Annotated in this window: 17 protein-coding genes; 9 read left to right on the top strand and 8 right to left on the bottom strand. The window is 49.9% G+C overall.

Going from position 1 to position 24,841, the window contains the following annotated elements:
* The first annotated feature begins 278 nt into the window (after nucleotides 1–278).
* The 3 genes from dctP (at nucleotide 279) to JWG88_RS15360 (ending at nucleotide 3,277) form a co-directional block, all read left to right on the top strand.
* The gene (gene dctP / locus JWG88_RS15370; RefSeq protein ID WP_205234670.1) at nucleotides 279–1,340 is read left to right on the top strand and encodes a TRAP transporter substrate-binding protein DctP; all 1,062 of its coding nucleotides are present in this window, start codon (nucleotides 279–281) and stop codon (nucleotides 1,338–1,340) included.
* A 117-nt stretch (nucleotides 1,341–1,457) separates the two neighbouring features.
* Nucleotides 1,458–1,931 carry a TRAP transporter small permease subunit gene (locus tag JWG88_RS15365; protein ID WP_205234669.1) on the top strand — a complete coding sequence of 158 codons (474 nt, stop codon included), beginning with the start codon at nucleotides 1,458–1,460 and terminating at the stop codon, nucleotides 1,929–1,931.
* A 44-nt stretch (nucleotides 1,932–1,975) separates the two neighbouring features.
* The gene (locus tag JWG88_RS15360) at nucleotides 1,976–3,277 is read left to right on the top strand and encodes a TRAP transporter large permease (RefSeq protein ID WP_205234668.1); all 1,302 of its coding nucleotides are present in this window, start codon (nucleotides 1,976–1,978) and stop codon (nucleotides 3,275–3,277) included.
* An 80-nt stretch (nucleotides 3,278–3,357) separates the two neighbouring features.
* On the opposite strand, the gene JWG88_RS15355 is transcribed toward JWG88_RS15360, so the two are convergent.
* From JWG88_RS15355 to ald, 5 genes are all read right to left on the bottom strand, one after another.
* On the bottom strand, nucleotides 3,358–4,731 hold the full coding sequence (locus JWG88_RS15355; protein ID WP_205234667.1) for an aspartate aminotransferase family protein: 1,374 nt from the start codon (nucleotides 4,729–4,731) through the stop codon (nucleotides 3,358–3,360).
* Nucleotides 4,718–5,578 (bottom strand): MoaF C-terminal domain-containing protein, encoded by an 861-nt coding sequence (locus JWG88_RS15350; RefSeq protein WP_205234666.1) that lies wholly within the window; start codon nucleotides 5,576–5,578, stop codon nucleotides 4,718–4,720. Before JWG88_RS15350 ends, JWG88_RS15355 begins: the two co-directional genes overlap by 14 nt.
* Nucleotides 5,579–5,879: 301 nt before the next feature.
* Complete coding sequence (locus JWG88_RS15345) at nucleotides 5,880–6,752, bottom strand: SphA family protein (RefSeq protein ID WP_205234665.1); 873 nt, start codon at nucleotides 6,750–6,752, stop codon at nucleotides 5,880–5,882.
* Between the two features lie 577 nt (nucleotides 6,753–7,329).
* A complete protein-coding gene (locus JWG88_RS15340; RefSeq protein ID WP_205234664.1) occupies nucleotides 7,330–7,545 on the bottom strand; it encodes a hypothetical protein in 216 nt (71 codons plus the stop codon).
* A gap of 91 nt (nucleotides 7,546–7,636) precedes the next feature.
* Nucleotides 7,637–8,755: an alanine dehydrogenase gene (gene ald, locus JWG88_RS15335; RefSeq protein WP_205234663.1), complete on the bottom strand. Its 1,119-nt coding sequence runs from the start codon at nucleotides 8,753–8,755 to the stop codon at nucleotides 7,637–7,639.
* Between the two features lie 445 nt (nucleotides 8,756–9,200).
* On the opposite strand from ald, the gene JWG88_RS15330 reads away from it, so the two are divergent.
* The 3 genes from JWG88_RS15330 to JWG88_RS15320 all read left to right on the top strand — a co-directional run bounded on the left by JWG88_RS15330 (nucleotide 9,201) and on the right by JWG88_RS15320 (nucleotide 15,073).
* On the top strand, nucleotides 9,201–11,564 hold the full coding sequence (locus JWG88_RS15330) for a sigma 54-interacting transcriptional regulator (protein ID WP_205234662.1): 2,364 nt from the start codon (nucleotides 9,201–9,203) through the stop codon (nucleotides 11,562–11,564).
* A 390-nt stretch (nucleotides 11,565–11,954) separates the two neighbouring features.
* Complete coding sequence (locus JWG88_RS15325; protein WP_205234661.1) at nucleotides 11,955–13,664, top strand: aldehyde ferredoxin oxidoreductase C-terminal domain-containing protein; 1,710 nt, start codon at nucleotides 11,955–11,957, stop codon at nucleotides 13,662–13,664.
* Between the two features lie 29 nt (nucleotides 13,665–13,693).
* Complete coding sequence (locus JWG88_RS15320) at nucleotides 13,694–15,073, top strand: aspartate aminotransferase family protein (protein WP_353740683.1); 1,380 nt, start codon at nucleotides 13,694–13,696, stop codon at nucleotides 15,071–15,073.
* A gap of 150 nt (nucleotides 15,074–15,223) precedes the next feature.
* On the opposite strand, the gene JWG88_RS15315 is transcribed toward JWG88_RS15320, so the two are convergent.
* The gene (locus JWG88_RS15315; protein ID WP_205234659.1) at nucleotides 15,224–15,721 is read right to left on the bottom strand and encodes a TspO/MBR family protein; all 498 of its coding nucleotides are present in this window, start codon (nucleotides 15,719–15,721) and stop codon (nucleotides 15,224–15,226) included.
* Nucleotides 15,722–15,951: 230 nt separating this feature from the next.
* Between JWG88_RS15315 and JWG88_RS15310 the strand changes: the two genes are divergently transcribed.
* Nucleotides 15,952–16,803: a DMT family transporter gene (locus JWG88_RS15310; RefSeq protein WP_205234658.1), complete on the top strand. Its 852-nt coding sequence runs from the start codon at nucleotides 15,952–15,954 to the stop codon at nucleotides 16,801–16,803.
* 195 nt (nucleotides 16,804–16,998) lie between these two features.
* Here the strand turns inward: JWG88_RS15310 and JWG88_RS15305 are convergent, their stop codons facing one another.
* Nucleotides 16,999–17,529: a hypothetical protein gene (locus JWG88_RS15305; protein ID WP_205234657.1), complete on the bottom strand. Its 531-nt coding sequence runs from the start codon at nucleotides 17,527–17,529 to the stop codon at nucleotides 16,999–17,001.
* A gap of 274 nt (nucleotides 17,530–17,803) precedes the next feature.
* On the opposite strand from JWG88_RS15305, the gene JWG88_RS15300 reads away from it, so the two are divergent.
* On the top strand, nucleotides 17,804–19,024 hold the full coding sequence (locus JWG88_RS15300; RefSeq protein ID WP_205234656.1) for an anion transporter: 1,221 nt from the start codon (nucleotides 17,804–17,806) through the stop codon (nucleotides 19,022–19,024).
* A gap of 90 nt (nucleotides 19,025–19,114) precedes the next feature.
* Here JWG88_RS15300 and JWG88_RS15295 read toward each other — a convergent pair whose 3' ends face one another.
* The gene (locus tag JWG88_RS15295) at nucleotides 19,115–19,726 is read right to left on the bottom strand and encodes an MBL fold metallo-hydrolase (protein WP_205234655.1); all 612 of its coding nucleotides are present in this window, start codon (nucleotides 19,724–19,726) and stop codon (nucleotides 19,115–19,117) included.
* Nucleotides 19,727–20,338: 612 nt separating this feature from the next.
* Between JWG88_RS15295 and JWG88_RS15290 the strand changes: the two genes are divergently transcribed.
* Entirely contained in the window at nucleotides 20,339–24,721 is a 4,383-nt protein-coding gene (locus JWG88_RS15290; RefSeq protein WP_205234654.1) for a chemotaxis protein CheB, read from the top strand.
* The last annotated feature ends 120 nt before the right edge of the window (nucleotides 24,722–24,841 follow it).

Here is a 24,841-nt window from a genome sequence, read left to right as displayed (position 1 = left end):
TTCGTAACTCGGACGGCAAGGGTTCAGCTAATCGCCGAAAACCAGTGCTCTGCTCTACTGGGGCTTATTGGAGGGTCCGGTGGCCTCTATTTTGCATGGGGTTAGCCCATGGATCAACGGGATGGCATCAGTGAGGTGCAACTCCTCTCCTTTGTCATCACCTGATGGCTGGTGACTTCCGGCTCATGGCGATATGCAAGATCCATTGTGAATGCCGAAGTTGAAGACGTAAGGCATCAATAAATGTACTAAATTATCAAAGGAAAGGAGGAAATCAGATGAAGGAAAGTATCATGTTTGCTGGGGGTATCGTGATAGCCTGTGCTGTTATGTTGATGACGGCTTTCGGTCCCCGGGTCGATTCTGCTGAGGCAGCGGAAAAAGTGTATCGCATGAAGATCCAGTCATTATTTCCTCGCGGTGACGTTTCTATGGAGACACTGAAGGTGTTCGCTGATTCGGCAGCTGAAAAAAGCGATGGAAAATTGCAGATAAAGATTTTTGCAGAACCTGAACTTGTTCCTGGCGATCAGCTTTTCGGCGCTACTAAAAGGGGAGTTGTCGACATGCTGCATGGCATGGGCGGCATGTGGGGTGGTATGGTTCCTATTGGATATGTAGAATTCAATCTTCCTCTGGCTTTTTCTATTCCGGAGGCCTCTACTTTTAAAGCCAAAGCTCAGGCAGTAAGAGATTTCTTCACGGAAAATGGATTCATGGACCTTCTCCGCGAAGAGTATGCCAAGGAGGGGTTGTATCTTCTCGATATTCATACCTATGGCCCGGTTCCGTTTGTCCTGTCGACAGAACCTATAAAAACGTGCGATGATCTGCAAGGCATGAAGATTAAAGCCGACGGCGGCAATATGGCTTACCACACCGGAGTTGGCATGCAGGGAGTGCAGATGTCACCAACTGAAACCTATATGGGCCTGAAGCTGGGAACCGTGGATGCAGCTGAATGGGATGTCAGTGCGGTCACCGGCCTGAAATGGAATGAAGTGGCGCCGTACTGGGTTAAGGGCATGGAATGCGATCATACAACCGGTCACATCCTGGTCAGCATGAAAAAGTGGAATGCCCTGCCGGATGATCTCAAAGCCGCAATGCATGCGGCAGCCGAAGACTACTGGCACGCCACGGTGGAGGCCTATGAAAGTGAAATGGAAGCCGTGAATAAGCTTGTTGAAGAGGGAGAAGTCATAGTCAATGTTCTCGATCAGCAGTGCCAGCAGGAGTATGCCGATGTCGCCCATCAGATGTGGGAAGATTATGCCAAGCAGGATGAGGCCAGCGCGAAGGCTATTAAAATGATTAAAGAATGGCGTGGAGTCAACTGATCAGCAGGGTTGATGGATATTGCCTTGACGGTAAGAGTTTGCTCAATCCTGTGTAACAAACAGAAACAGCGGGACGATCTGGAATGAATCCGTCCCGTTGTTTATGGATGGTTATTAATGAACATATTATTAGACGGTATCACTCGCCTCATCAAAGTGATCGGAGATGTCTGCAGCTTACTGCTCTTGGCTATAATGGCCGTTGTCGCCTATGAGGTGACAGCCCGCTATGTTTTCAATAGTCCCACATCCTGGGCCTGGCTGATCAACAAACAGCTCTTCGGTGTCTATGTCATGGTTGCCGGCGGCTACGCACTTGTGCACAACAGCCACATACGCATCGAGATGCTCTACCAGCACTTTCCCGGGACCATAAAAAAAGTGATCCGATGGTTCACCCTGGTGGCGGCTTTCTGTTTCCTCGGCGCTTTGCTTTGGAAGAGCTGGCAAATGGGTATGGACGCATGGCGGATAAAGGAGGTCGCCATGGGGGCTTTCAGATTGCCTCTTTATCCCCTCAAGCTTTTTATACCTTTCGGCACGCTCCTGTTCCTGTTGGGGTGCATCGTCGTTGTTTTCAGAAAAAAGTAATATCCGCAGCCCGCTAATAATCGAGAATCAGAATCGGATCACTTATGAGCATTGAAATCATCACAGTAACTTTGTTTGGAGGGTTGTTGGTTCTGCTGGCCTTGGGAATACCGGTAACCTTTGCCCTTGGGGCAATAACGGTTGCCTTTACCTTCTTCGTTGATGGACCGGATGCTCTTTATACGGTGGCAACCACGACATATCAGCAAATTACCAGCCCGACACTGATGACCATTCCGCTCTTTATCATCATGGGGAATCTGCTGGTCCAGTCGGGAATATCCGAACGCATGTTTCAAGGATTGAATTATTGGCTTTCCGGTATTCGCGGTGGTCTGGCCATTGTTTCCATCGTGGTCTGTGTGGCACTGGCCATGTGTGGAGGTTTTGGCCCTGGGATTCTGACCATGGGACTGGTGGCCGTACCAGCGATGCTCAAGCACAACTACAGCAAGAATGTGGCTCTGGGTACAGTTATGGCGGGGGGCGTGCTCGGCGAGATCATTCCGCCTGCTATTATCATGATAATCTTTGCCTTCATCGCCAGAATCTCGATAGGGCAGCTTTTTTTCGGTGGTCTTGTCCCCGGCCTCATCCTGGCCACATGTTATATCCTCTTTGTCGTCATCACCGGTCTTGTCAGCCCCAAATCACTGCCCAAGACCAGCGAGACGGTAACCTGGTCCATGCGTTTTCACTCGCTGAGGGAAATTTTCCTGCCCTGCATGCTGGTAGTGCTGGTTCTTGGCTCGATTTTTCTTGGTATCGCCACCCCCACCGAAGCGGCCGGAGTCGGCGCGCTGGGGGCGATGCTCATTTGCGCCCTGCAAGGGAAGCTGAGTCTGAGGGTCATCCGTGATTCATGTTCCGAGACCCTCAAAATAACCGGAATGGCGCTGTGGATCCTTATTCCGGCTACCCTCTTTGGCGTTTTCTATTCGAGTGCCGGCGCCCAGGATATGATCATGTCCTTTATTGAGGCACTCGAAGTCAGCCGCTGGACGGTGCTCATTGTCATGCAGCTGACCTTGATGATATTCGGGATGTTTATGGACGACTATGCCGTCGTGACCATCTGTGCCCCAATCATGATGCCTATCGCCATAATGCTCGGCTTCGATCCTATCTGGTTTGCCATCCTGTTTATCTTGAATATGCAGCTGGCATATCTTTCTCCACCTTTTGGCTGGGCGTTGATCATGATGAAGGGTGTTGCTCCACCCAATGTTACCACTAACGATATCTGGCGCGCAGCCCCGCCCTTCATGCTGATACAGTTAATCGTCCTGATTGCGGTGATGGTGTTCCCCGAACTCGCTACCTGGCTGCCGAACAAGCTCGGTTAATTGCTGCCGGCGGATCAACGCGTGTTTGGCAGAGTACCGCCATCATTTTCGCAGCGTGAAGATCTTCAACCTTGTTTGCCTCAGCGCTCCTCTTTGATGGTGAATAAACATTCATCCAGCAAAAGTGAATGCCGGTCAACGTCGGCTTCGCTGACGAATGGGCACATCAGGGCCATATTGTGGAAGGGAGTCAGGAGAATGCCCCTATTCAACAGGTAGAGATGAATATAGGCCTCGAGCAGCGCATGCCGGCCCAAGTGAGCTTCGCCACCATTCTTCGGGGGATGATCCAAAAACAGATATTCAGCACGGGCACCTATACGCGTGACATGCCAGGGAAGCCGGTGTTTTTTGATCACCTCGTTGGTGCCGGCTTCAAAGCGAAGAGCCATCTTCTCCATACGGCAGAAATTGTCATCGGTCATGATTTCCTCAAGGGTAGCCTTGAGTGCCACTATTTGGAGGGCGCTGCCGGCCAGGGTGCCACCGAATCCGTAGTGATTGATCGGCTCACCCGGCTTGAAAGGCGGCCGCGCCTGCCAGATCCGTTCGGCCATTGTCTCGCTGGCCCCCCAGACGGCAATGGGGATTCCGCCTCCGATTGCTTTGCCGAGAACCAAAAAATCCGGCATCAGCCCGTATTTGCCGGTATAGCCGCTCGGGCCGCTGGAGATAGTATGTGTTTCATCGATAATCAGTGGTACATCGTAACGCCGCGTCATCTCGCGCAGGGCCTTGTGGTAGCAGGGATCCGGTGGCACCATGCCGATATTGGTCATCACCGGTTCGGTGAGAACGCAGGCCACGTCTCCATGGCTGAGGGACTCTTCCAGGCCGGCTATGTCGTTAAATTCCGCCAGGCGTGTGGTCTGACGATGATCAATACCGTTATGGTAAACATCCTGGCGCGGTACCATGAGCCGTCCGGAGTCGAATTCAACCTGGGTCTCATCGACACTGCCGTGGTAGTTCCAGTTGAAGGTAAGCATCTTGTTGCGGCCGGTGATCATTCGGCAGAGCCGCAGCACAAAACGATTGGCGTCTGTTGCCGAGGTGGTAAGCTGCCAATAGCGAAGGCCAAAACGTCTTGCCAGTTCCTTGCCGACCCAGAGGCTCTCCTCGGTGGGCAGCATAAAAGTTGAGCCCTTGGCAAGCTGGTTACTTATTGCCTTGACTGTGGCCGGGTTTGCGTGGCCGTACATGGCCCCGGAATCACCGAGGGCAAAATCTATATAGCTGTTGCCGTCCACATCCTCAACCCTTGCCCCTTGAGCTGTGGCCACATAGACAGGATAGCTGCCGGACCATTGCTGCATCCAGTGCAGAGGAGCTCCGTAGAGGTAATGTTCCAGACCCTGCCGGTAGCATTCACCGGAACGGGGATGCAATCTGGTAAACTCCAGCAGTTCGCGCTGCAAAGCGGCAGCGGTCTCGTGCAGATCAATTCCCAACATGGTCGTACCTCGTCTGATTTTGAATGCTAAGATTGGCACCCACCGGGGTATTGCAGGTAGCGCCGAAATCGCCGTCTTGATAGCCAAAAATTTTGCCGCTGGTCTTTTTTTGTTGAAAATCAATGAGAACCAGACCGACAGTGGGTATGATCTTTTCCAGCCAGACAAACAGGTAAAAATCATCTGCGACCCGGTAATACCGGCAATAGTCGGTGTCGGCCAGGCCGGCCTCCGGGCCCTGAATACAGTTCCAGGTATACAACCTGCTGCTCAAGTAAATATGCTCGTAGGCGTCTTTTTTGCCGTATTGATAGCGCACCCTTTTGCCGATCAGATCCTCGGTCGGCTCGTGGATTGGCGTATCTTCGCCAAAGCGGCAATCCAGAGCGCCGTGGGCGATCGTTGCCCGTACAGGCGTCAGCAGCTCCTTATCCAAGACCCTCTGGAAGAGGGGCTTCAACGTTTCTTCGCGGGTCGGCATGGTGGCCTCAACCATCGTGGCAATATTTTGGATCAGGTCAACGAGCAGGCTCATCGTCTGGACCGGCTGATGACTGCTGATGAAATCGACCAGAAAATAGCCTTCGCGCAGGCAGGTGGCGCGGTAACTTTCCAGGCCCTGTTTTGCCGCCTTCTGATCAAACCCCGATCCAGCAAGCATCCGCCACTCCAGGCGCCGATCGGGCATAAAGCGATAACGAACCGTCCAGCCGGTATCGAAATCGATGTCAAGGGTTCTGCCGGTCAGATCGTCCGTATGCTCGAGCTCATTGCCTCCGAAATCAGAGACAAAATCTCCAACCTGCATGAATGTCATCTCTTTTTGATCTCTTTTGTTTTTCTGCACGTTAATCCCTCCCGATTCTCCAGTATTCAAGTCATCACATATCGCATCTTTCCTGGTGCCTGATCGGTTGTCAGCTCCGCCGGCAATGCTGATTCACGATGTTCTTCCGCACCAGCTGGGCTGAAATTCAAGCTATGTCTGATCCTCCTCGTCGATCTTTGCCGTCGCGCAATAAGATTGAGATTGTTGCCCTTTGAGGGGCATTGAGCGATAATGGATGAGTCAGGAAGATGCGGAGGGCTTGAAGCTTGACCGGTCATCAAAGAGCTCCGATGACCGGTCACATACATTGGAGGGCTGTTTAAAAGACGTATGCCAGTTTTATATATGCCGAATCGCCCATGGTGGAGTTCTCGGAGTCAACAGTATGCATCCAGCGAAAACCTACTGAGAAACTCTCACTCATCATATAATAAAGGTTGAGTCCGAGTTTAAAGCTCATAGGTTCACTGTCCGGAATAGTTACCCCGTTGTCTTTTGCACCTTCAACGCCTATCCAGTACGCGGCGTTGAGGCCTACCCTGAAATTATCGGTCAATGCATAGTGAACGACAGTTTCGACCTCGACCGCATCGGATTCCTCGTAGTTCAGCTCATCACTCTCGGTATATTGAAAATAGTTGAGATTTGCGTCTATCCCGAATTTGCCTGGATACCAGCCAAAGGCCAGCTGGTGTTGAAACCAGTAGGTATCCCTGCCGATATTGACGGCGTTGTTTTTGTCATAATCTCCAGTGGGCAAAAATGCAAATTCCCAGAAGGACAAAAAGAGCTGTGAATCGAAGTTTTCATAGAGAAATATAAAGGGGCTGATACCGATATCGCCAAGACCGAACTCATTGCTCGATGGCGCCCCAAAGGCATTATCGCTGTCCAGACTCAGGTGGACAGTAGGGATGATGGCGTTAAGGCCGTAGGTGAATTTGTTCGCTACCTGGCCGATGAAATATACCGGACGGATCACCATACTGCTTGCCTTGAGACCAAAATCATATTCATTGCCATCCTGGTCGGTAACCTCAGGTATGTTATCCTGCCCAAAATAAGTGACCAGTGCAAAGAGGCCAGGGGGGGCCGAGCCGTTGTCGAGTGGATCGATGACGTCGGCGGCTGCAAGGGTGGTGCAAGATAAAATTGCTAAAGACAACATGGCTGCCCAAAAACGTTTTTTCATAACCTCTTTCCTCCTTAAAAAATGGTTCTAAGGTCTTCACAGAAATCTGCAAAGGACCGCTGTATGGCTGCTTTTGAAGTACAGCCATTATTGGATTGAGCAATTGAAGAGGGCCATGAGACCCTTGGTTAAAAACCCTTGCGGCCACTGCCTTTGAAGTGAATGAGAATTTTGTCAATGGTTCAGTAACCTTTGCATAGCAGATAGCAAGATGAGTGCCAGCAGGTGACGGGATTACAGCTCCTCTGCCCTTGAGCATTTATATGAGGTTCTGCAAAGGGAAACAGGGAAGATAGCAGTATTTCGTTAAAGTTTCGGAGTATGGTTTCTGCCTCGCTTGAGTACGGCAGGAGTTAATGTAGGCCCACTCTGTATCAAAACCGCTCTATAGCTGTAATATCAATAAATACAGTAATTTAACTTAATAAAATCTAGCTGTTGCGCCTTTGTGACCCATTTAAGTTCAAGAATGTGGCCCAAACTTTTTTCCAGGGATTATGGTGTTATCCGCAACAGTGTGGAAGGCGTGGAACCCTTGACCGGGTGATCTGGTAATGCTGAAGAGTCCCTGTCTGGTTCAAAAAAGGAAAAGAAGAAGGGCGACGGGAAGGGCAACCAAAACTGGTCTGTTAACAGCAGTCGCCTCAAGTTCCCGGCGCGTGCTTTCCGGAGCACGATTGGGCAGGGCGCTGGAGGCGCAGTTGCAATACATTATCTGATTACCCCTGAAACTCAGCCTCTCCTGGCCCAGGCCGGGACTGCTCTTTTCATCGGGACGCCATAAACCCGTCAATGGGGGCTTCGCTGCAGCCGTCCGGGCTGCAGAGACCCGTGAAAAGAGCAGTCCCGACCTTGAGCTGAGGATTAGGGGTAATCAGGATACATTATTTATTCAGCAGTGTATCGATAGGGGTGTACGGCATATCAAAGGCCTGGGCCACGCCCTCATAGGTAATATGACCATCAATCACATTGGCCCCCCGTCTTATTTCCTGGTTTTCAAGCATTGCCTGTTCCCAGCCCTTGTTGGCGATCTGTACTACATAAGGAAGCGTGGCGTTGGTCAGGCCCAGGGTAGATGTTCTGGCGACTCCACCCGGCATATTCGCGACGCAATAATGGATGACCTTATCGACGGTATAAATCGGGTTACCATGGGTGGTTGCTTTGGAGGTTTCAAAACAGCCCCCCTGGTCGATGGCTACATCCACGATAACAGATCCAGGTTTCATGGTTTTGAGCATGTCTTTGGTAATAAGTTTTGGGGCCTTGGTCCCGGGAATCAGAACCGCGCCTACCACTACATCCGCCTTTGTGGAGAGGTGACGGATTGTTTCCGGGCTGGACATAAGCGGTATGCAATTGGCAGGCATGACATCGGACAGATAGCGCAACCGGTCAAGGTTCATATCCAGGATATAGACTTTGGCGCCTAGTCCGCAGGCCATTTTGGCGGCGTTGACACCCACAACACCGCCTCCAATGACCATAACTGTTCCCGGATCGACCCCTGGTATACCACCCAAAAGAACACCGGAGCCACCCTGCGCCATCTCCAGATATTTGGCACCTTCCTGGATGGCCATTCGACCGGCGACCTCGCTCATAGGCGTCAGCAGGGGGAGCGAGCCATCGTCTTTCTGGATCGTTTCATAAGCGATATTGACAGAGCGCCGGTTGATCAGTGCTTCGGTCTGGCGTTGATCCGCGGCCAGATGAAGATAGGTGAAAACTATCTGGCCTGGGCGAATCATTTCGTATTCAGACGGCTGCGGCTCTTTTACATGCATGACCATATCGGCCTCGGCATAGATCCCCTCTGGTGACGAGATGATGGTCGCGCCGGCGCTGATGAATGCCTGATCTGAAAAGCCGCTGCCCTGCCCGGCATCTTGCTCTACCAGAACGGTATGACCATTTTGCTTGAGTACTTCTACCCCTGCGGGAGTCATGCAGACACGATTTTCTTCTGATTTAATTTCTTTGAGAATACCGACGATCATAATTGTTTGTCTCCATTACTATTTCATTCTTAAATGATTGCCTCTGAAGCCGAAGTGCGGTGAATCGCAGTCTCCACTTCATGGCAGCGGGATATACATCAGGGATCACACGACTGCATTGCATGTAATCTACCCGCGAAGGTAAGCAAAATATATACCAAGGTTCCCCGGTAAGTTATAAAAGTGGAGTAGTGGTGCAGTGGAAGCAGGGGCGGGATGTGAAATTTCACGTTTCTGATCGCAGAAATGGGTCAGGTTGGTCCCTAATGTTGCCTTCTTGACCCTTTTTGTCGTGCTCTATCATTTACAAATAGGGATTAATATTGTATGCAATATGGGCAGCGACAGGATCTGATCATTCTGTAGTGTCCATCCAGTATAGTTAGCGATAATAATGGGCGAAGCTGCTGGTCTAGCTAAAACCGCTATATATCAGGAGGTTACTATGGCGAACAGGCAAACAGCGGCACAGGTTCTCTCTCTTGAAAAAGAACTCGAATCAAAAGTTGCTGAAAACGAGAAACTTTCGCAGGCGTTGTTGGAAAGCGAAGGGCGCTACGCCAGGATGCTGGATAATCTCAAGGAAGAATTCCTCTTTTATCGTCATGACAAGGAGGGCCGGTTCACTTTTATCAGCCCATCCTACGGCAACATTCTCGGTTTTGCGCCTGATGAATATATCGGCATGAAGGCTGATGAACTCTGGACACCAAACGAGATCAATAAAATTGCGGAGCAGTCGACACGGCTTTCCTGCCAGGGGGTGCGTCAACCACCTTATGAGATGGAGATTTATCACAAAAGCGGGGCACTGAGGCGTTTCGTTACCATTGAAATTCCGATATTCGACGATGATGGTCAAGTCATTGCTGTGGAAGGGACAGCGAGAGACATCACAGAAAAGAGAAAGATTGAAGAGCAGCTTGAAAAATACCGGCTGATGCTTGAAGAACTGGTCCGCCAGCGGACCATGGAGCTCGAGACTTCGAGAAAGCAGCTGGCCGATATAATCGATTTTCTCCCATATCCAATTTCTGTAGTAGATACCAGCGAAAACATCATCGCCTGGAACCGTGCCATGGTTGATATGACCGGGGTGACGAAGAGTACGGTGATGGGCAAAAATTTCAAGCCGTATCTGAAAAAATTTTATACCTCTTCAGAACCTCTTCTGCTGCAGCTGATTCTCGAGGGAGTCCTTAACAAGGATATCCGGGGTTCTGAAAAGGTAAAGGATCTCTTCCGGGATCATGCCATCCAGGTTGAAGAAAAAAAGATCCTGGCCGAGCGAGTTATTCCCGATCTGTATAATGGAGAGGGTGGAGAAATCTGGGTCACGGCCGGGCCTATTCTGGATCATGAGGGTCAGGTAGTCGGGGCGATAGAATCTATTCGGGATGTCACCAGGGTTAAGCGGGCTGAGCGTCAGGTTTTAAGAAGTGAGCGTCGCCTCTCAGCACTGTTGCGTAATTTGCCGGGAATGGCTTACAGGATAACCATATCAAAAAACTCCTGGCGGGTTAATTTTGTCAGTGAAGGGTGCAGGCAGATTTTTGGTCATGAGCCTTCTTTTTTTATCGGAAACGATTTATTTGAATTGAAACATCTGATTCATCCCGATGACCTGGAACGCCTGCATGAAAGAGCTCGCCTGGCAATCAGTGAGAACAAGCCATATGAATGCGAATATCGGGTCATGACCGCGGCCGGCGAAATGAAATGGGTTTTCGATAAGGCCCAAGTGCTCTCTCATGATGAAGATGGAGGCGCGTCGGTTGAAGGATTCTTAGCAGACTTCACGGTATTTAAAAATATGGAGGAGAGGCTTCGTAATGAGAATCTTCTGCTGCGCTCGACGATACGTGATCGCTATAAATTCAAAAATATCATCGGCAATTGTCAGGCCATGCAGGATGTCTTTGAGCTTATTGTCAAGGCGGCGACCACCGATGATAATGTTTTTGTGTATGGAGAATCTGGTACCGGAAAGGAGCTGGTCGCCCAGGCGATTCACGATACCAGCGCCCGCAAGGACAAAAATTTCATTGCAGTCAACTGTGCTGCCATTCCGGAGAATCTGATCGAAAGCGAGTTTTTCGGTACAGCCCGGGGTGCCTTTACCGGGGCTAATGCGGACAAAAAGGGCTATCTTGAGGCGGCAGGTGGAGGCACGCTGTTTCTCGATGAAATAGGTGATATCAGTCCTAATCTTCAGGTTAAGCTGTTGAGGGCAATCGACGGTGGCGGATTTTCACCTGTGGGAAGCAGGCGTCTTATCCGGCCAGACCTGCGTATCATCGCGGCATCGAACAAGGATCTGCAACTTCTGGTGGGGACCGACAATATACGACAGGATTTCTTTTTCAGGATACATGTAATTCCCATTCACCTGCCGCCTTTGCGGGAAAGGGGAGATGATATTTTTATCTTAATTAATCATTTTTTAAAGGAATATGGATCTTCTCACAGTATAGCCTCGCTCTCCAGTGAAGAACTGGAGACCCTGAAAAACTATCCCTGGCCCGGCAATATCAGGGAGCTTCAGAATGCCCTTCGTCGCTTTATTACTATGAAAAACCTGGATTTCATGCAGGTACCAGGAATGCAGAGGCAAAAAGAAACAGGATATGTGGATTCTCCTGTTCCCAGAAACGGTCAAAACCTAAAAGATACCCTGATAGAAGTGGAAAAGAAGGTGATTATGGAAGCACTCGAGCAGACCAGATGGAATAAATCCAAGGCGGCCAAGGAGTTGGGGGTGTCGCGAAAGACCTTATTCCGAAAAATGAAAGTGTGCGGGTTGAAGTAGAGGCGTTTTGGGTCAGAGATGACTCATTAATGCTTATTTTTTTAAAATTCAATGAGTTGTATTGGATGGAGCTGTCAAATGTGCATATTTGACACACTTCTTGCACCTCATTGCCGTTCCATGCAGCTGTCTCTTTCTGGTGCTTTCCTGCCAACATAGTTTTTCCGAGAACTACCCTCAGGTTGTTAACTCCCAATTTCACTACATATTTGATCATTTCCGTTTTATTTGATAGCGCCCGACAGCCGCCGATATGGCCTGTTTAACGGTGAGGGATGAGTAAAGACTCACCCTCTGTTGTTATCGGCACCGATGTTGCAATCCCTCCGTAAGCGGCCCACTCATCCGGCTCGAATATGAACTATTTTAAACTTCTCCAGGAGGGAGGAAATGGCCAATATCCTAAGAATAAATCTCAATACCGCAACATATGAATCGATTCCAACACCTGATACATATCGTAATCTCGGTGGTCGAGGATTGACATCAAGAATTATATCTCAGGAGGTTCCACCAGATTGTGATCCTCTGGGGGAATACAACAAACTGATTTTTGCCCCGGGAGTCTTAGCCGGTTCAAATGTGCCCAATAGCGGCAGGATCTCCGTCGGTGCAAAAAGCCCTTTGACCAAAGGTATCAAGGAAGCCAATGCCGGAGGGGCGGCAGCGCATATGCTTGCTCGCCTGGGTATTCAGGCAATTGTTCTGGAAGGGTTCGCCAAGCAGTGGACTGCCCTGAAGATAGACAAAAAAGGACTCACCTTCTTTCCAGCCGATCATCTCAAAATGAAGGGAATTAAGGCGAGTATCGAGTCAGTGCGCCACGATCACGGCGATGCGGTCAGTGTCATTGCTATCGGCCAGGCCGGGGAAATGGAACTGATGGCAGCGGGAATAGCGATAACCTCTCCGGATCATTTTCCCCGCATGGCAGCTAGAGGAGGACTTGGAGCTGTAATGGGTGCCAAGAAAGTCAAGATGATCATTGTAGATGATCTGGATTGCCAGGGGCCTGAAGTCAAAAATACCGCATTGCTCAAGTCCTCGATCAAGGATTTTACCAGAGGGATTACCTCGCATCCCCTGGCTGCAGGGCTGAGGCGATTCGGCACGCCGCTCCTTGTCGGTATGATTAATGAAATGGGAGCAATAAGTACCAAAAACTATTCTCAGGGGAAATTTGACGGTGCTGAAAAAATTTCAGGTGAGTATATCGCGGAACTGATCGATGCCCGGCCTAACGGTGACTGTAGTCATCGATGCATGACCGGATGTGTCATGAGTTGTTCAAACATATATACCGATGCCGAAGGAGAGGTGGTGGTTTCAGGTCTTGAGTTCGAAACCTTGGCTCTTATGGGCGCTAACTGCCTGATTGACGACGTTGATATCATTGCGGCCATGAATGCGGTCTGCAATGATTTTGGCCTGGATACCATGGATGTCGGAGGTGCGATTGCCGTGGCGATGGATGCCGGAATCCTGCCTTGGGGGGATGGGCCCGGAGCACTGCGGCTGGTCTTCGAAATTGCCGAGGGCACAAAAATGGGTCGAATGATTGGCAACGGCTGCAAATATACCGGGGAGCAACTTGGGGTGGCGCGGATACCCCAGGTTAAGGGACAGTGCCTGTCCGGTTATGACCCCAGGGTTCTCAAAGGAACCGGAGTGACCTACGCCACCTCACCAATGGGCGCCGATCATACCTGTGGTAACGCTCTACCAAGTCCGGCAAACCCTGATTATGATCCGTCGGCCTCTACCGGCCAGGCCCCGGTATCCCAATTCTTACAACGTTACTTTGCTGCCATTGACACTCTTGGAATCTGCTTGTTCGCAGCCTTACCTCCACTGGATATGCCTGAACTTCAAAAATACTTAATTGATTGTGTCAGTGCGGTTCTCGATGAATCGCTGGAAGAGCAATATCTTATGCGGCTGGGGAGCATGGTCAATGAAGAGGAACGTAAATTTAACAAAGCAGCAGGTCTTGGCCGACTCGACGATCGTCTGCCGAAGTTTTTTCTATCGGAAGACTTGGAGCCTGGAGGCAATCGATTCGATGTTTCCGATGATGAACTCGACAATGTTCATCAATAATTATATTTCAAAAGGAGAAATAGAAAATGATCAATGAAAAAGATCTAGCTGAGCTTTCATACCCGGATGCACCAAAAATCGTTACAGAGGGTTTTCCCGGGCCAAAGACCCAGGAGAGTCTCGATAACTCATTCGGCTCTGAATCCATGGCGCGCGGCGGCGGCAGATTTCCTTTTGTGTTTTCCGAAGGCAGAGGAACCACAGTCAGGGATCCGGATGGCAATGTAATGATCGATATCACCGCCGGTGTGGCTGTTAACTCGGTAGGACGCTGCCATCCCCGGGTTGTTGAGGCGATGCAAAAGCAGATGGGGGTGTTGATGCACGCCAGTGACATCTCTAATGTGAAACGCACCGAACTGGCACAAAGTCTGGCCAAAATTATGCCGGCCGGGCTGCGTGACAATTGCATCACCTATTTTACCCAGGGGGGAAGCGGCGCGGTTGAAACAGCAATCAAGTTCGTCCGGAAAATTACCGGCCGCACCCAGATTGCTGCATTCCATGGTGCTTATCATGGTGTGTGGTGCGGATCTAATTCCCTTACCACTGGCGATCAATATCGCCAGGGTTATGGACCATTTATTCCGGGTGTTATTCATCTCCCCTATCCATATTGCTACCGATGTTGCTTTGGCTTGACTTATCCCAGCTGCAATCTGCAGTGTGCCAAGTATGTGGATTACGTTCTTAATACCCCCTATACAGGTGCAGACGATGTCGGGGCGCTGATCATTGAGGCGCAGCAGGGCGAGGGCGGTTATCTGCCACCTCCTCCCGGCTACCTGGAGATAGTCAAAAAAGCCTGTGAAAAGCATGGCGCTCTCTATATATCGGATGAAGTGCAGGCCGGCGCGGGGCGGACCGGCAAAATGTGGTGTATTGAGCATACCGAGGTAGAACCCGATATGATCACCTGGGGAAAAGGAATGGGCGGTGATGTACCCATGGCAGGTCTGACTATCCGGAAAGATCTGGCCCAGCAGATCGATGACCATTCCCAGCCCAATACTTTTGCGGGCAACGCGGTATCAAGTGCTGCCTGTCTGGCTAACATAGAAATCCTCACCGAAAACGACAACGCCTTGATCAAGCGGGCCGGCGAGCTGGGCCAGGAGATCAGGGAGCTGATTATGGAAGGTGCCGGGGACATACGGATAATTGGTGATGTCCGTGGAAGAGGGTTGATGATCGGCATTGAAATGGTCGAAAACAAAGAGAGCCGGGAGCCCCTCAACAGGGATGCTGTCGGTGGTATAATCATGGGCATGCTGAATCGAGGTATGCTGATGGTACCTTGCGGCCGCTATGGCAATGTCTTCCGGTTCATGCCGCCGCTGGTGCTTACCAGGGATCATGCCCACAAGGCGGTGGAAATCCTGCTTGACGTAGCCAGGGAAGTGCAATAACAGTCTCTCTGCTTTACCACGAACCTGGAGCGGCTGAGACGACGCTCCGGGTTTGTGGTTCCCCCCCGATTACTTCTTTACCTGGTTCTCCGGGTAATCCTGATAACCTGCATTCCGTTCCTCAGCAGCCCAGAGTTAGACAGCGCGCCGCTATCCTAAAACTTGGGGGTTAAGCTGCCATAGAGAGTAGGTGAGGGCAGATGCGTAACCAACCCACAGCAGGTACGGAATGAGGAGAGCGCCGGCAAGAGGACGCACGCGCCAAAAAAAGACGAGGGTAGCAGCAATAAGGACCCAAAGCAACACGGTGTCGGCAAATGCCAAGGCGCCGCGCTGCCAAACAAAGAAGATCCAGCTCCAGAGGGCGTTCAGGGTGAGTTGCACTAGAAAGAGCGAGAGTGGGATGCGATTAATGCGGAACCCGCCGGAGCGCCATGCCAGCCATGCAGAGATAGCCATCAAGGCGTACAAAACGGTCCAGACTGGCCCGAAAAGCCCTGGAGGCGGCGCCCATGCAGGCTGGACCAGCTGACTGTAAAACGATTTGGCCTGTATTGATGCTGCCCCTCCAACAGCAGAAGCGCCAAAACTCACAACCAGCCAACCGATAAGTCCCAGAATCTGTATCTGCTTTGATTGTAAGGCCAAACAAATCTCCCCTTGTTGCCTATCGCCAGTAATGATTAGACTTCTTCAATCCCTCTCCAGGCTTTGCTCGGAGATTTTTATAGCCGCCATATTGGCTGCCAAGGTGGCTTTTCCGGTTCCGCCTTTTTCCTCACCAGTAAATATGATACTTATGCTGTCATCTCATGGATAAAGTATAGCGAGTGTTTTTTTACTTGCAAAGGCAAATAACGTTAGTAAAACATAGCGGCATGATTACTGGTTATATTTTTATACTATCTGCTGCGATCTGCTGGGGGCTTATTGGGATTTTCTCGAGCCTGGCTTTTGCGCAGGGGATTGAACCGATGGAAGTCGCGTTCTGGCGAGCTTTGTTAACATGGATATGTTTTGCGACACAAGCAGTTATCCAGGGGAATACTCGTATAGATGTTAAGGACACTCCTTTACTGGTCGTCTTTTCTCTCTTTGGAATTTCTCTCTTTTATATTTCTTACCAGTATGCAGTTAAAACCGGTGGCGCCGCTTTTGCCTCCGTACTCTTATACACTGCACCCGCCTGGGTTGTCGTCTTTTCTTACTTTATTTATAAAGAAAAACTGACCCGTATAAAAATTATATCGGTAATTCTCGTTATTGCCGGAGTTTATCTGATATCAAAAACCGGAGGCAACGCCAGCGGATCCCATTCCATAGGAGTTGTTGCGCTTCTCTCCGGTATTTGTGCGGGGTTTTGTTACTCTCTCTATTACACCATAGGAAAACACTTTTCGAAGAAGTATACATCAGCGAACCTGTTTCTATATCTTCTTCCTCTTGGCGCATTGGCAATTTTACCTTTCGTTGAATTTACTCATAAAACGCCTCTTGCCTGGACAGCACTTATAAGTGTCTCCGTTATTTCAACATACATAGCCAATTATTGTTATTACATTGGATTGAAGTGTCTTGAAGCAGGGCGGGCCTCAATTGTAGCAACCATTGAACCCGTGGTTGCGGCACTTGCCGCATATATACTTTTTGGAGAATATTTTACATTTCTCGGTTACTGGGGAGTGCTTTTTATTCTTACGGCCGTGGTTGTAACCATATATGAGAAATAGCAGCATCCTTGCTTAGCCCCATCTGGAAATCCGATTTACCGGTGCGAGAGCCGCTTTTTCCTGTCCCTTTCTGTTTTTGTCTGGATCTTTGCGTTTGATTCATTGACGGCATGTAGTTTCATAAATCAAGTACCTTTTTGGGGCACGATATAACTCAAACGAGTTGGCCGCCAGGAACGACCATTCTCCAGTTTTCTACTTGAATGGATCATGGTAGATTGGCCAGTCGAGTTTTTCGTAACCGCGCCTTCTCCCGCCTCCCTCCCTCTCAATGCTGACAAAGTTCCCAAGATAACCGAAGGCAATGTATGCTGTCTCCCGGTCTTTGGGCAGGGTAGCGCGGAAACCCGCTTTTTCCGGAAAGGTATTGTAGATGGAAATGTTGGGACGGATAGTGTGGCGGCTGGTGTACACGCCCTCGTCATCGAGGAGGTAGACATGGATATAGAGATAGTCGGCGAGAGGGAATGTATAGGTGACGCTGGTGCTTATCTCCACAAAACCGTTGATGTCGAAGAAATTTCCTTGATCCAGCAGGCCGTAATGAATGGAGAGATCGTTGGTTGACCATATTTTGTTCTCTTTCGTTCTCTTCAGTTCGATCCGCTCATCTGCTACGACCTTGTCGCCAAGATGCCGCTCTGGAGCCATAGTGCAGGAGGAGAGAATGACGATGAGCACTATGGCTGTTAATCCGGTGAAATGTGTCACGATGCAGGTTTTCATCTCGGCACCCATTTTTTTTATAAAGAACCAGGAAGCCGCACCGACCCTGGCGGTTAGGCTGCCATTGACTCAAAGATATCATTGCCTTGCGGAGAACAGTGGCTCTTATGCCGGTTAAGGCAGGAGGCTGACTTGTCATAATTGTTGTCCCGCATCAAAGTCATCCCCCTTTTTCTCATCCTATGGTATTTTCAGCAACACGTCCAGCCGCACTCGCTTCAGGCTGCTCATCGCCCGGCTAGGAGACCAGTCTTTTTCAACATGAGTATATGCAATGACGGCGCTTATCATTTTCACACTCTCCTATGCTGGAATAGCTCTTGGGAAAATACCGGGGCTTACTATCGACAGGACCGGCATCGCTCTTCTCGGTGCCATAGCCATGGTTGTCTTCGGGGGGATTTCGCCTGAATCGGCTTTTCATGCCATAGACCTGACGACCATACTGCTGCTCTATTCCCTGATGATCCTTTCGGCACAATTCCGCCTCGGCGGTTTCTACACCTGGATTGCCAGAAAGATTATACCATATTCATCTCGTCCGAACCTGTTCCTGCTGGTCATAATGGCAGCCAGCGCAAGCCTTTCGGCCATCCTCGCAAATGATATCGTCTGTTTTGCCTTCACTCCCATTCTTGCAGGCGCCCTTATCAAGGCGCGGCTCAACCCGCTGCCCTACCTTTTAGGTCTTGCAGTTTCAAGCAATATAGGGTCTGCCGCAACTATCATCGGCAACCCGCAGAATATGCTGATCGGCCAGACCGGCAATCTTGATTTCTGGGAGTTTTTTCTCTGGTGCGGCCCACCCTCGCTGCTCTCTCTGTTGTTTTCCTGTTTCATTATCCTGTGGCTCTACCGCGGCCGGGTCCATCTGGCGGATGAACATGCAACCCTGCCAGACAATACCATCGAGCAACCCTTCAACTCCTGGCAGACCACCAAAGGACTTATTGCCCTCATGGTTCTGCTTTTTCTTTTTCTCCTCCCTTTTCCCAGGGAAATATCGGCAATCGGCATTGCCGGGGTTCTGCTCTGCAGCAGGAAAATGAAAACCCGGGACATTACCAGCCTTATCGACTGGCACCTCATTTCTCTTTTTAGCGCACTTTTTATACTCATTCACGGCTTGAGCGAAAGCGGTTATCTGCATGCGGCAATCGAACAGCTCAAAATCCTTGGCGTCAACCTGCACAGCCTGCCACTGCTCACTGGAGTGTCGGTGGTATTAAGCAATGTTTTCAGCAATGTCCCCGCCGTCATGCTGCTCGCCGGAGCCCTCGACCCACAACAGCCATTGCAATGGTATACCCTTTCCCTGGCCAGCACCTTCGCCGGTAATCTGTTCCTGCTGGGCTCCATTGCAAATCTCATCGTTGTTGAACAAGCCAATGCCGCAGGTATACGCCTGACGTTCCTGCAGCATGCCCGTATCGGCATCCCTGTCACGGCAGCATCGCTCTTGATACTGCTGTTCTGGATAGCTGTTGTCAGTTAATCCGTACCAGATGGTCCATAGCAAGGCTTTCTTCCGTGACCTTCAGTCCGCTGATACTCTTGATGAATTCCTAATTCCGAGTGGTCCGGATCAATTCGGCAGGCTCTCCAGAAACCGCTGCAGCCCTTTCTTCGCGCCACCGACCCATGGTTTTCCATGGGCCAAAAGCAGATGGTCAAAGTCCCTCTCCATGTGACGGAGAAAGACACGTCGTAACCCCCTCTCCACTCCCTTAGGATCCTCTCCCATCAGCTCCTCCGGCACAAAGCCAAGCTCTTCTCCATAGCGGATGATGGCGTCACCGATGGCTAGAATGCCGCCCGAGCATGGACAATAAAGGGCCGTTTCCTCCGGGCAGAGTACCCCAACCTCCAGGGCCAGGATGCCTCCGGGAAGCTCTTCTCCGTAGGCAAAGGAATGAACTTTTTCCCCTGCCGTGAATTCATGCATCCCGTCCTTATGGCACCAGACTCTGGTTCCGAAGGCTTTTTCAAAGCGGTCACTGTGCCGGTAATGGTGGCGGTTGGTGAGAAAGGCATGGGCCGGCTTGTGATTTTCAAACCAGTCGAGGCCTCTCTCCGGAACCCTCGGATCGATCAGCACCGGGGGATCGATGCAGGAAAGGAAGTAGGAGTGAACTTTCTGGCCAATCCCCTCGTGGAAGGTCGTCCAATGGAATACGCCTGGAAGTATTTCTTTCATTGCAGCCTCCTCTTTTTCCTTTTTTGGAGTTATTGAAAAGATAAGGGGAACAGACCGTGCTGACCACGTTTTTCTTTTTGGCCATTTATTGCGGACCCGCTTGCTTGGTGGTGTGGGGGGGGGAGCAGAACCCCGGCTACCCGATCAGGTATCTTGCCGATGTACTCGATTTCTACTACTCAAATAATAATGCCAGAAATAATAGGCGGCCAGCGACCTGTATGGTTTCCATTTTTCACTTAGCCCTATGATCATTTCTTTTTGCACAATTCCATATAATTCCTTAACAGTACTTATGACAGCAATATCTCCCAAAGGAAATATATAGAATCTGCTCATCTGAAGAAAATGGAGCTTTACCGGAAATTTCAAAAATCTCACGATTCAGCTGACAGCTGATCGCCAAGCAAAAGATTCAAAGCCAATGGGTCTGGAGAGATGGTGGAGCATCACCGACAGTACCGGGTATTTTTTCCAGTAACCCGCCAGACTCAGACAAATTCCTTGTTGACAAACATCTAGAGAAAATTTATTTCTACCGGTTCGATTTGGCAGTGCTCTGAATCCCTTGACTGAGTTTATTTAGAACTCTTCATTCTCGACCTCATAATCATGGAAAAAAAGAAATTTCATATCGCTGGCATTGGCGCTTCCGCCGGAGGCCTTGAAACATTCCAAAAATTCTTCAGGAATATGGCGAAAGATTCCGGACTGGCGTTCGTGCTGGTGCAGCATCTGCATCCCGATCATGAAAGCCTGATGCCGGAACTTCTCTCCAAATATACTGACATGCCCGTCCTTTCCGCCGGAGAGGACATGAAAATAGAACCCGATCATGTCTATGTGATACCGTCAAATTCGACGCTCACCATGAAAAACGGCTATCTACATCTTGAAAAACCCAGCGAATCGCGCGGGCATCGAATGCCCATTGACCACTTTTTCAGATCGCTCTCCGAGGATTGGGGGGAAAAAGCAATCTGCATCATTCTCTCCGGCACCGGCTCGGATGGCACTCTGGGGCTGAAGGCCGTGAAGGAGCAAGGAGGGCTGGTCATCGCTCAAAATCCCGAGACGGCAAAATACGATTCCATGCCCAGGAACGCAATTTGCACGAATCAGGTTGATATGGTTCTTAATGTTGAAGAGATGCCGCAAGTCCTGCTGAAGTTCCTTGACAAATCCGATTCTCTCAGGAAGGAGATGGAGGACAGCGATGATACGCACATCCACCTCGATGCCATCTTCGGTGTTCTCGAGGAACGGACGAATCATGAATTTCATGATTACAAACGCAACACCGTTCTGCGGCGTATACGGCGCAGAATGCAGATTCTGCACATCGACTCCCTGAAGGTTTATGCGGAGAAGGTCAGGGAAGACCACGAGGAATCAACCCTGCTATTCAAGGACCTGCTCATCGGCGTCACTCACTTCTTTCGTGATCCGCGATCCTTCGAGTATCTACAGGAACGAATTATTCCGGGTATCCTCCAGAAAAAACAGGAAATTAACGATAATAGGGGCATCCGTGTCTGGGTAGCCGGATGCGCCACCGGCGAGGAGGCCTACACCCTTGCGTTGATCATCCGGGACGAAATCTCCAAGAAAAAAATGAACATGCCGGTGCAGATTTTCGCCACCGATATTGACGAAAACGCCTTGATGACTGCGCGAAGAGCCACCTATTCGGAAGGCATATCAGAACAGATTCCTGCACAATACCTTGATCGATATTTCCACAAACAGGGCAATTCCTATTGCGTGAACAAAAATATCAGGGAGATGTGCGTTTTCTCTCCACACAACATCATCAGCGATCCGCCATATTCGAGGCTTGATCTTATTACCTGTCGCAATCTTTTGATCTACTTTGACAGTTCTTTGCAAGGTAAGGTACTGCCCATCTTCCACTATGCCCTCAACAGCGACGGCTATCTTTTTCTCGGGCCTTCGGAAAACATCTCCGCCAAACCACAACTGTTCAAAGCGATAAGCAAATCACACCGCATTTTTCAGGCCCGCAAGAACGTCCCTCCGTCCATGATCGATTTTCCCCTCGGCAGGCGGCCTTCGGCCATGTCTATATCGAAAACGTCTCCCGGTGAGCAGAAGAAGGAAAACGAAAAGATATTGGCCCAGACATTTGAACGCAAGATTCTGGAACAATACATTCCTTTCTCGGCAGTCATAAATGAGGATGCCGATATCCTCTATTGGGCAGGCCCGCGATTGCGATATCTCGATCTTCCACGCGGCGTGCCTCGCAACAATCTCCTCGATATCGCGCATAAAAGCCTGCGGCTGACCCTGCGCAGCGCTCTGCACAAGGTCATTCAGTCCAAAGAGGAGTCCATTCATCACGATGTCATGATCAAAACGCATGAGGGATTACAGCGACTCATGGTCAACCTCAGCCCTTTTCAGGAGATGGGTCAAGGCAGTGGTCTGTTTATAGTTGTCATTCGCGAAATGAGTGCACCTGCTGGATCATCGCAAAAGGGCATGACGGAGACGTCGACCGAGGGCGAAGAGATCAACCGGCAACTGGAGCAAGAGCTCAAGGATACCAAGGTGTATCCGCAGTCGACCATTGAAGAGCTGGAAACGTCAAACGAGGAGCTCAAGTCGTCGAATGAGGAATTGCTATCGATGAACGAGGAGTTGCAGTCATCAAATGAGGAAATGCAGACATCCAAGGAGGAACTGCAATCAGTCAACGAAGAATTGGAGACAGTCAATTCAGAATTGAAGAACAAGATTACGGAACTTGACGACGCCAACAGCGACTTACACAATCTTTACGAGTCGACTCAAATTGCCACGGTTTTTCTCGACAACGGCTTGTGCATAAAGGATTTCACCCCCGCAGCCACCACCATTTTCAGAATCATAGAATCCGATAAAGGCAGGCCGATCAATGATGTCGTACATCTTTTTTCAGGGGCTGACCTGGCTCACGAGGCCAGAATTGTATTGAGAAAACTTGAAAAATCTAAAATAGAAGTCAAGCACAAGGAAACTCTTCAAGAATTTTACATGCAGATCTCGCCCTATCGTTCGGTGAACAATACCATCGATGGCGTAACTATCTCCTTCTTCGATATTACCCAACTGCAACGCGCTAAACAGGACCTGGAAATTCGGGAGAACATGCTGCGCCTGGTAACCGATTCCATGCCGGTGCTGGTTTCCTACGTCGACAGCAACCAGACGTACAGGTACTGCAATGCGGTCTATGAACAATGGTTCGGGTTGAGCAAACAACAGGTCATCGGCAGAACGGTCAAGGAGGTGGTAGGCGACGATGCCTATGCCGCCATCCGCCAACACGTCGAGCAGGCCCTCTCCGGAAAGCGGAGCCGGTATACCGGCACCCTGCCGTATCAATATGACGGAGACCGATCGGTCCTGGTACAGTATGAACCGCATATCACAGCCGACGGTACCGTCCATGGTTTTATAGCCTTCATTCAGGATGAAAGCGAGCGAATGGCCCGGGCACAAAAACTCGGACGCCTGGCCGCCATCGTCAACTCCTCTCACGAAGTTATCATAGGTAAAACGAGCGAGGGAATTATTGCCGATTGGAACAAGGGGGCCGAAGAACTCTATGGCTACAGTGCTAATGAAGCCATTGGGCAGCATATCAACCTTATTGTTCCGCCGGAACACCGGCAGGAAATGGAAGCAGTCTACGAAAAATTGCGGCGGGGCGAAAATATTACGCCTTTTGAAACGGTGCGTCGAACCAAAGAAGGAGAAAAAAAGAGCGTACTGCTGTGCCTCTCACTCATCAAGGGAGAATCGGGAGAAAGTTATGGGATATCGGCCGTAGCCCATGACATTACCGAACGGGTGAGGGCGGAAGCGGATTTGCAGGAATTAAAACTTAATCTGGAACAAAGAGTGGACCAGCGTACCAGGCAGCTCCGTGACCTTACTGCCCGCTTCCTCGCCTTTGAGCAGCGTGAAAGAAGAAAGTTTTCGCAGTACCTGCATGATGAAATACAACAGGCGCTTGTTACAGCAAGGCTTCGAGTGGAGCAGGTGCGTAATATTGCGAATAACGAGAACGTCGAGAAAAATCTCAGCGCGGCCCTGCAGCGGCTCGATGAAGCAATCAACAATTCCCGTTCCGTGACCACGGACATCAGCCCTCCGCTTTTCTTCGAGAGTGGTATTTCAGTATGCCTCGAGTGGCTGACTCGATGGGCACGAACAAGTCTCGATCTGCAAGTTCAGGTAAACCTCACCGGTGACGACCGACCTATAAGCGATGAAGGTGGCTACATTATCTATCGCTCTTTGCGCGAACTGCTCTTCAACATTCACAAGCATGCCAAAGTCCGGGAAGCAATGCTGCATGTTAAATTCCAGGATGATGGCGGCATAAACATAACAGTTGAGGATAAAGGAAAAGGATTCGAACCCGAAAGGGTCATCGACTCAACCGGAGAAAAATATGGGATCTTAAGCGTAAAGGAACAGGTAGAAGCATTATTGGGGAAGATTGCAATCAAATCCAGTCTGCAAAACGGGACATGTATCAACATACATCTGCCAACGGAAATTATCACCTTTTCCAGAAACGCTGAAGCAAAGGAACAGGGTGAGCCAATTCAGCCGGAGAGGGTGGAGAAAGAGGACAAGCCTCTCATTCTCGTCGTCGACGACCAGGAGGATCTACGATTTCTCTTGGTTCAGATGCTCAATGATCTAACATTCGAATATACCATCATGGAGGCCCATTCTGGAGAAAAAGGCTTAGAACTCGCCTTAAAACATAAACCGCAACTTATCCTCATGGATATCAACATGCCGGGCATGAGCGGCATCGAGGCTACTCGAAAAATCAAAACGGAAATGGAGGAGATGATAATTTTCGCGCTTTCCATGCACGAAGAGGAACATATGGCCAAGGCATGTTCGAAGCTGGTGCCGCAAAGTATATTAGAAAAGATGCATCTTCTCGAGACCTACTCGCCCAGATAGAGTCTGCTCTTTTTCCAAGTGAAAAAAACGATAAGGGAAAAGGCTAAAATATTGATCAGAAATTACATCTTGCAGTCCCGATTGTATAGCACGAAATAGATCCTTTGTTGCCATACATTA

Source organism: Desulfopila inferna, from assembly GCF_016919005.1.
GTDB lineage: Bacteria > Desulfobacterota > Desulfobulbia > Desulfobulbales > Desulfocapsaceae > Desulfopila_A > Desulfopila_A inferna.
Note: the sequence above shows the minus strand (reverse complement) of the source record. Positions and strands in the feature narration are given on the sequence as shown.

What these genes read in the sequence shown, in the direction of transcription:
- dctP (WP_205234670.1), top strand. Translation starts at nt 279, where the DNA reads ATGAAGGAAAGTATCATGTTTGCTGGGGGTATCGTGATAGCCTGTGCT.
- JWG88_RS15365 (WP_205234669.1), top strand. Translation starts at nt 1,458, where the DNA reads ATGAACATATTATTAGACGGTATCACTCGCCTCATCAAAGTGATCGGA.
- JWG88_RS15360 (WP_205234668.1), top strand. Translation starts at nt 1,976, where the DNA reads ATGAGCATTGAAATCATCACAGTAACTTTGTTTGGAGGGTTGTTGGTT.
- JWG88_RS15355 (WP_205234667.1), bottom strand. Translation starts at nt 4,731, where the DNA reads ATGTTGGGAATTGATCTGCACGAGACCGCTGCCGCTTTGCAGCGCGAA.
- JWG88_RS15345 (WP_205234665.1), bottom strand. Translation starts at nt 6,752, where the DNA reads ATGAAAAAACGTTTTTGGGCAGCCATGTTGTCTTTAGCAATTTTATCT.
- ald (WP_205234663.1), bottom strand. Translation starts at nt 8,755, where the DNA reads ATGATCGTCGGTATTCTCAAAGAAATTAAATCAGAAGAAAATCGTGTC.
- JWG88_RS15330 (WP_205234662.1), top strand. Translation starts at nt 9,201, where the DNA reads ATGGCGAACAGGCAAACAGCGGCACAGGTTCTCTCTCTTGAAAAAGAA.
- JWG88_RS15325 (WP_205234661.1), top strand. Translation starts at nt 11,955, where the DNA reads ATGGCCAATATCCTAAGAATAAATCTCAATACCGCAACATATGAATCG.
- JWG88_RS15310 (WP_205234658.1), top strand. Translation starts at nt 15,952, where the DNA reads ATGATTACTGGTTATATTTTTATACTATCTGCTGCGATCTGCTGGGGG.
- JWG88_RS15305 (WP_205234657.1), bottom strand. Translation starts at nt 17,529, where the DNA reads ATGAAAACCTGCATCGTGACACATTTCACCGGATTAACAGCCATAGTG.
- JWG88_RS15300 (WP_205234656.1), top strand. Translation starts at nt 17,804, where the DNA reads ATGACGGCGCTTATCATTTTCACACTCTCCTATGCTGGAATAGCTCTT.
- JWG88_RS15295 (WP_205234655.1), bottom strand. Translation starts at nt 19,726, where the DNA reads ATGAAAGAAATACTTCCAGGCGTATTCCATTGGACGACCTTCCACGAG.
- JWG88_RS15290 (WP_205234654.1), top strand. Translation starts at nt 20,339, where the DNA reads ATGGAAAAAAAGAAATTTCATATCGCTGGCATTGGCGCTTCCGCCGGA.